The organism is Knoellia tibetensis (assembly GCF_048606415.1).
In the GTDB taxonomy this organism is placed as follows: domain Bacteria; phylum Actinomycetota; class Actinomycetes; order Actinomycetales; family Dermatophilaceae; genus Knoellia; species Knoellia tibetensis.
On sequence record NZ_JBMBWF010000004.1, the window covers coordinates 223,110 to 229,612 of the forward strand.

Consider the following 6,503-nt stretch of genomic DNA (forward strand, 5'->3'; position numbering starts at 1 on the left):
GGCGATGGCAGCGATGACGCACCCGCCGACGACACCTCCACCCGAACGGTGGGACCCTCCTCCGCCCCCGTCGCCCGAGGCCTTGCCGCCGTACTCCTCCCCGTATGCGGCGCCCCATGCGGCGTCGGCGCCTTCGGACGGCTGGCGCGGTCTGGGGGAGCCGGCCGGGCCGGACTTCCTTCGCCGGGCCCTGCCGTCGCCGGTGCGACCCGGGCCGACCGAACCACCCGAGGTCACGGAGGACGCGGTCGACCGCGAGCGGCGTGGCACCAGGTTGCCGGCCCTCCTCCTCGCAGCGGCGCTGAGCGGGGGAGTCGCGGGGGCGGGGGCCGCCCTCGTGCTGGGTCCGGACGAGGCGCCGTCCCGGTCGCGGATCGCCGTCGAGCCCCCGGCCTCACGCGCCCCGGCGTCGGCCGGGGGCACCGAGGAGGCCGCGGCCCAGGCGATCCTGCCCAGCGTCGTCCAGGTGCGGGCCGGAAGCGCGACCGGGTCGGGCTTCGTGCTCGACGACCGCGGACACGTCATGACCAACCACCACGTCATCGACGACGCGACGTCGGTGACGCTGCAGCTCGCGGACGGCCGGCTCGTCGACGCCCGGGTCATGGGGAGCAGCGAGGCGGACGACATCGCGATCCTCGAGACCGACCCCGTGGGGCTCGAGCCCGCCAGGATCGGGCAGTCGGGGTCGTTGCGGATCGGTCAGCCGGTCATCGCGGTCGGCTCGCCGCTCGGTCTCGTCGGCACGGTGACCGGCGGCATCATCAGTGCGGTCGACCGTGACGCCCGCCTGGGGGCGGGAGCGAGCCAGCGGGTCATCCAGACCGACGCCTCGATCAACCCCGGCAACTCCGGCGGCCCGCTCGTGAGCCTCGACGGCCAGGTCGTCGGCGTCAACACCGCCATCGCGACGGTGGGCGGCCGGGCCGCCGGCTCGATCGGCATCGGCTTCGCCGTCCCCATCGACCGAGCGGTCGACGTGGCCGAGGACATCATCGGGTGAGCGAACGGCATACGCGCTGGTGAGCGGGCGGCATACGGCGGGTGAGTGGACGGCATACGCGTGGGTGAGTGGACGGCATGCCGATGGCTGCGACGCGCGCCGGGCGCGAGGCGGCGCTTGCTGCTGTTCCACCGTCCGCACCGGCGTGGGAAGGTTGGACACGACGACCTCCGGCCTAGTATCTTGATGTCAAGATAAATCAGGTGGACCGACACACGCGATGACGCGCGGAAGGAGCAGGCTCGTGACGAGCACTGACAGCTTCAAGGCACACGGCGAACTCCAGGTGGGCGACAAGGCCTACGACATCTACCGCCTGTCGGCGGTCGAGGGCAGCGAGACGCTTCCCTACAGCCTCAAGGTTCTCCTCGAGAACCTCCTGCGCACCGAGGACGGCGCCAACATCACGGCGGACCACATCCGCGCGCTCGGCGGCTGGGACGAGAACGCCCAGCCCGACACCGAGATCCAGTTCACGCCGGGGCGCGTCATCATGCAGGACTTCACCGGCGTCCCGTGCGTCGTCGACCTCGCGACGATGCGTGAGGCCGTCGCCGACCTCGGTGGCAACCCCGAGAAGATCAACCCGCTCGCACCGGCCGAGCTCGTCATCGACCACTCGGTGATCATCGACGTCTTCGGTCGCTCCGACGCGTTCGAGCGCAACGTCGAGATCGAGTACGAGCGCAACAACGAGCGCTACAAGTTCCTCCGCTGGGGCCAGACCGCGTTCGACGACTTCAAGGTCGTGCCTCCGGGCACCGGCATCGTCCACCAGGTCAACATCGAGCACCTCGCGCGCACGGTCATGACCCGCGAGGTCGACGGCCGCACGGTGGCCTACCCCGACACCTGCGTCGGCACCGACAGCCACACGACGATGGTCAACGGCCTCGGCGTGCTCGGCTGGGGCGTCGGCGGCATCGAGGCCGAGGCGGCCATGCTCGGCCAGCCCGTCTCGATGCTCATCCCGCGCGTCGTGGGCTTCAAGCTCTCGGGCGAGATCCCGCAGGGCGCGACGGCGACCGACGTCGTCCTCACGATCACCGAGATGTTGCGTGAGCACGGTGTCGTCGGCAAGTTCGTCGAGTTCTACGGCGAGGGCGTCTCCGCGGTCCCGCTCGCGAACCGCGCGACGATCGGCAACATGAGCCCGGAGTTCGGCTCGACCTGCGCGATCTTCCCGATCGACGAGGTGACCCTGGACTACCTGCGCCTCACCGGCCGGTCCGACGAGTCGGTCGCCCTCGTCGAGGCCTACGCCAAGGAGCAGGGCCTCTGGCTCCAGGCCGGACCGGGCCAGCCGGAGGCCCGGTACTCCGAGCGCCTCGAGCTCGACCTCTCGACGGTCGTCCCCTCGATCGCCGGCCCGAAGCGTCCCCAGGACCGCATCGCGCTCTCTGGCGCCAAGGGACAGTTCCAGGCGGACCTCAAGAACTACGTCGTGGACGGCAACGGCATCGAGAAGAGCGCCGTCGACGAGGAGCTCATGGAGACCTTTCCGGCGTCGGACTCCCCGTCCCACGACGCGAACGAGGCGTCCCAGCAGGCAGGTCGGCCCACGCACTCGGCTCCGCTCACCAACGGCCGCCCGAGCAAGCGGGTCCCGCTCACCATCGACGGCCAGTCCTGCGAGGTCGACCACGGCATCGTCGCGATCGCGTCGATCACGTCGTGCACCAACACCTCGAACCCGTCGGTGATGATGGCGGCCGCGATGCTCGCCAAGAACGCCGTCGAGCGCGGGCTCACGGTCGCCCCGTGGGTCAAGACGTCGATGGCCCCCGGCTCCAAGGTCGTCACGGGCTACTACGAGAAGGCCGGCATGTGGCCCTATCTCGAGAAGCTCGGCTTCCACCTCGTCGGCTACGGCTGCACGACGTGCATCGGCAACTCGGGCCCGATCATCGACGAGGTGAGCAAGGCGGTCAACGACAACGACCTCGCCGTCGTCTCGGTCCTCTCGGGCAACCGCAACTTCGAGGGGCGCATCAACCCCGACGTGAAGATGAACTACCTGGCTTCGCCGCCGCTCGTCATCGCCTACGCCCTCGCCGGCACGATGGACTTCGACTTCGAGACCGACGCGCTCGGTCAGGACACCGACGGCAACGACGTCTTCCTCAAGGACATCTGGCCGCGCCCGGCGGACGTCGAGGCGACGATCGCCGGCGCGATCAGCCAGGAGCTCTTCACCAAGGACTACGCCGACGTGTTCGCCGGTGACGAGCGCTGGCAGGGCCTGCCCACCCCGGAGGGCAACACCTTCGACTGGGACGCCGACTCGACCTACGTCCGCAAGCCCCCGTACTTCGACGGCATGCAGATGGAGACGACGCCGGTCACGGACATCGAGGGCGCCCGCGTCCTCGCCAAGCTCGGCGACTCGGTGACGACCGACCACATCAGCCCCGCTGGTGCGATCAAGACCGACAGCCCCGCGGGCAAGTACCTCGCGGACCACGGCGTCGAGCGCAAGGACTTCAACTCCTACGGCTCGCGTCGCGGCAACCACGAGGTCATGATCCGTGGCACCTTCGCCAACATCCGGCTCAAGAACCTCCTGCTCGACGGCGTCGAGGGTGGGTTCACCTGCGACTTCACCAAGGGCGGCGAGCAGAGCACGATCTTCGACGCCTCGGCGAGCTACCAGGCTGCGGGCACCCCGCTCGTCATCCTGGCCGGCAAGGAGTACGGCTCGGGCTCGTCGCGTGACTGGGCCGCCAAGGGCACCGCGCTCCTCGGCGTCCGCGCCGTCATCACCGAGAGCTACGAGCGCATCCACCGCTCCAACCTCATCGGCATGGGCGTCCTCCCGCTGCAGTTCCCGGAGGGCCAGAACGCCGAGTCGCTCGGCCTCGACGGCACCGAGACGTTCTCGATCACGGGCGTCACCGAGCTCAACGAGGGCCGCACGCCGAAGACCGTCAAGGTCGTCGCGACCAAGGACGGCGGCGAGCCCGTCGAGTTCGACGCGGTCCTGCGCATCGACACCCCCGGGGAGGCCGACTACTACCGCAACGGCGGCATCCTCCAGTACGTCCTGCGGTCGCTCGTGAAGTAGTTCCGACCGCAGTCGCAGACGACGACGCCGGTATGCCGTGAGCCCACGGCATACCGGCGTCTCCCGTGTGCGAGCCAGGAGACTTCCCGTACCGGGTCCGTGAAAACCACCCGTTCGGGTGATGTTTTCCGCCCCTGACCTGCGCTTTGGTGTAAACAAGAAGCCTGTACTAGTTCGGGTGGGGGGGTGAACCGATGACTTGGTGGTCCCGGCGCGTCAGTCCGGTCCGGTTCCTGCTCTGCGCCGTCTTCATGGGCATCGCTTTCATCCTCGCCTCGTGGACGTCCGCCCGGGCCGACGACAAAGGCCTGCTCGCCTCCGTGACCGAGTCGGCTCCCACGGTGGGGAAGGTCGTCGTGTCGACGTCCGCTGCCGTTCCCGTCGCCGAGCTCGAGCCGGTGGTGGCGCCGGTGGTCGCCCAAGTCGAGAAGGCCGTCGAGAAGCCGGTGGCCGCGGTCGAGAAGGTCGTCGAGAAGCCGGTGGCCGCGGTCGACCGGACGACTGTTGACGTCGTCGAGACGACGTCGAAGACGGTGTCCGACACCACTGCTCGCGTCACCGACACCGTGAAGGACGTCGTTCCCGTCACTGCGGCTGTCGTCGACCCGGTCGTCGATGTCGTCGACGTGGTCGTGCCCGAGGCGCCACTCGACGAGCCGGCTCCGCTGCCCGACCTCCCGGGCCTCCCGGGCCTCCCGGATGTGCCGGTCGTCGCTGACGACGTCGACCTCGACGCCGTCCGGCCGGAGGGCTCGCGAGCGAGCTCGTCCGGCCCCGCGGCAGCTGCTGGAGGGACGTCTGCCTCCGAGGTGTCCGGACTCGGCGTGCCGACGACACCGACGGTTCTGGCACAGTCTGCCGCGGATGTGACTGGTTCTCCTACAACGGTTTTGCACGCTCCCACGGCGGTTGCCGGCGTCACGATGAGGGCCGCGCGTGCGGCCGCCTCACCGGCGGAGCGGCTGCCCGCGGGTGCGCCGCAGGGCCCGCTCGCGGTGACCGGTGGGTCTGCGCCTGCGCTGGGAGGGGCATCCTCCTCCGGCGCGCCGGACGCCGGGCCGACGCCGTCGTCGTTCGAGCTGCCCCTGCTCGTCCCCTTGGCTGTGTCGAGTGAGCAGTCCTGTCATGCCCCGGGTCCGTGTTCCGACCCGGGTTCCCGACCTGGTTGATGCCGCTCCGGCGCCGTTCGACGGTGCCGTCCGAGCAGTGCCCGCGGTTGCGGGCGTCCCACGCATCAACTTCGAAAGGAACGACCATGCATGCATCCATGAGACGGGGGCTCCAGATCGCCCTCGTGGTCGGTGGCGGAGTGCTCTTCTCCGCGCAAGCGCAGGCAGACGACACGACGGGGTCGCAGAGTCTGATCGGCGGCAACCAGGCGGTGGTGCCGGTGTCGGTGCCGGTGAACGTCAGCGGCAACTCCATCTCGGTGGTGGGGGACTCGCGGTCGGAGGGTTCGGACGCGGAGTCCTCGTCTGATGGCGGTGAGGCTGCCTCGTCGACCACGTCCGGTGAGGAGTCCACGGCCGGTGGCAACCAGGCCGCGGCTCCGGTGTCGGTGCCCGTGAATGTCAGCGGCAACTCCATCTCGGTGGTGGGGGACTCGCGGACGGAAAATTCGGACGCGGACTCGTCATCCGGTGGTGGCGGTGACGATGCCTCGTCCTCGACGTCGGGTGAGGACTCGGCGCTCGGTGGCAACCAAGCGGACGCCCCAGTCGCCGTTCCGGTGACGGCTGGTGGCAACGCGGTCTCTGTCGTCGGTGACTCGTCGACGTCCGGCAGTGACGCGACCTCGACCGCCGGTGGCACGTCCGGTTCGACCGCTCCCGGTGAGACCTCGGGTGAGGACTCGGCAGTTGGCGGCAACCAGGTCGGTCTGCCGGTGACGGCTCCGGTGACGGCTGGCGGCAACGCGGTCTCCGTCGTCGGTGACTCGTCGACGTCCGGCTCAGAGTCCACCTCGGGCACCGGTGGCACGTCAGGTGGTTCGACCGCTCCCGGTGAGACCTCGGGTGAGGACTCGGCAGTTGGCGGCAACCAGGTCGGTCTGCCGGTCACGGCCCCGGTGACGGCCGGCGGCAACGCCGTCTCTGTCGTCGGTGACTCGTCGACGTCCGGCAGTGACGCGACCTCCGGCATCGGTGGCACGTCAGGTGGTTCGACCGCACCCGGTGAGACCTCGGGTGAGGACTCGGCCGCGGGTGGCAACCAGGTCGGTCTGCCGGTCACTGCCCCGGTGACGGCTGGCGGCAACGCCGTCTCGGTCATCGGTGACTCGTCGACGTCCGGCAGTGACGCGACCTCCGGCACCGGTGGCACGTCGGGTGGTTCGACCGCTCCCGGTAAGACCTCGGGTGAGGACTCGGCCGTGGGTGGCAACCAGGTCGGTCTGCCGGTCACTGCTCCGGTGACGGCTGGCGGCAACGCCGTCTC

4 protein-coding genes are annotated in these 6,503 nt (G+C 69.9%); all 4 read left to right on the top strand.

All coding sequences use genetic code 11. From position 1 onward, the window contains the following. Nucleotides 1–4 precede the first annotated feature (4 nt). Nucleotides 5–1,003 carry a S1C family serine protease gene (locus ACOJV7_RS16285; protein ID WP_420191271.1) on the top strand — a complete coding sequence of 333 codons (999 nt, stop codon included), beginning with the start codon at nucleotides 5–7 and terminating at the stop codon, nucleotides 1,001–1,003. Between the two features lie 220 nt (nucleotides 1,004–1,223). Continuing rightward, complete coding sequence (locus ACOJV7_RS16290) at nucleotides 1,224–4,067, top strand: aconitate hydratase (protein ID WP_420191272.1); 2,844 nt, start codon at nucleotides 1,224–1,226, stop codon at nucleotides 4,065–4,067. A 194-nt stretch (nucleotides 4,068–4,261) separates the two neighbouring features. Then, complete coding sequence (locus ACOJV7_RS16295; RefSeq protein ID WP_420191273.1) at nucleotides 4,262–5,236, top strand: hypothetical protein; 975 nt, start codon at nucleotides 4,262–4,264, stop codon at nucleotides 5,234–5,236. A 98-nt stretch (nucleotides 5,237–5,334) separates the two neighbouring features. Next, nucleotides 5,335–6,503, top strand: a 1,169-nt coding sequence (locus ACOJV7_RS16300) for a chaplin family protein (RefSeq protein WP_420191274.1), incomplete at its 3' end; no start/stop codon positions are given.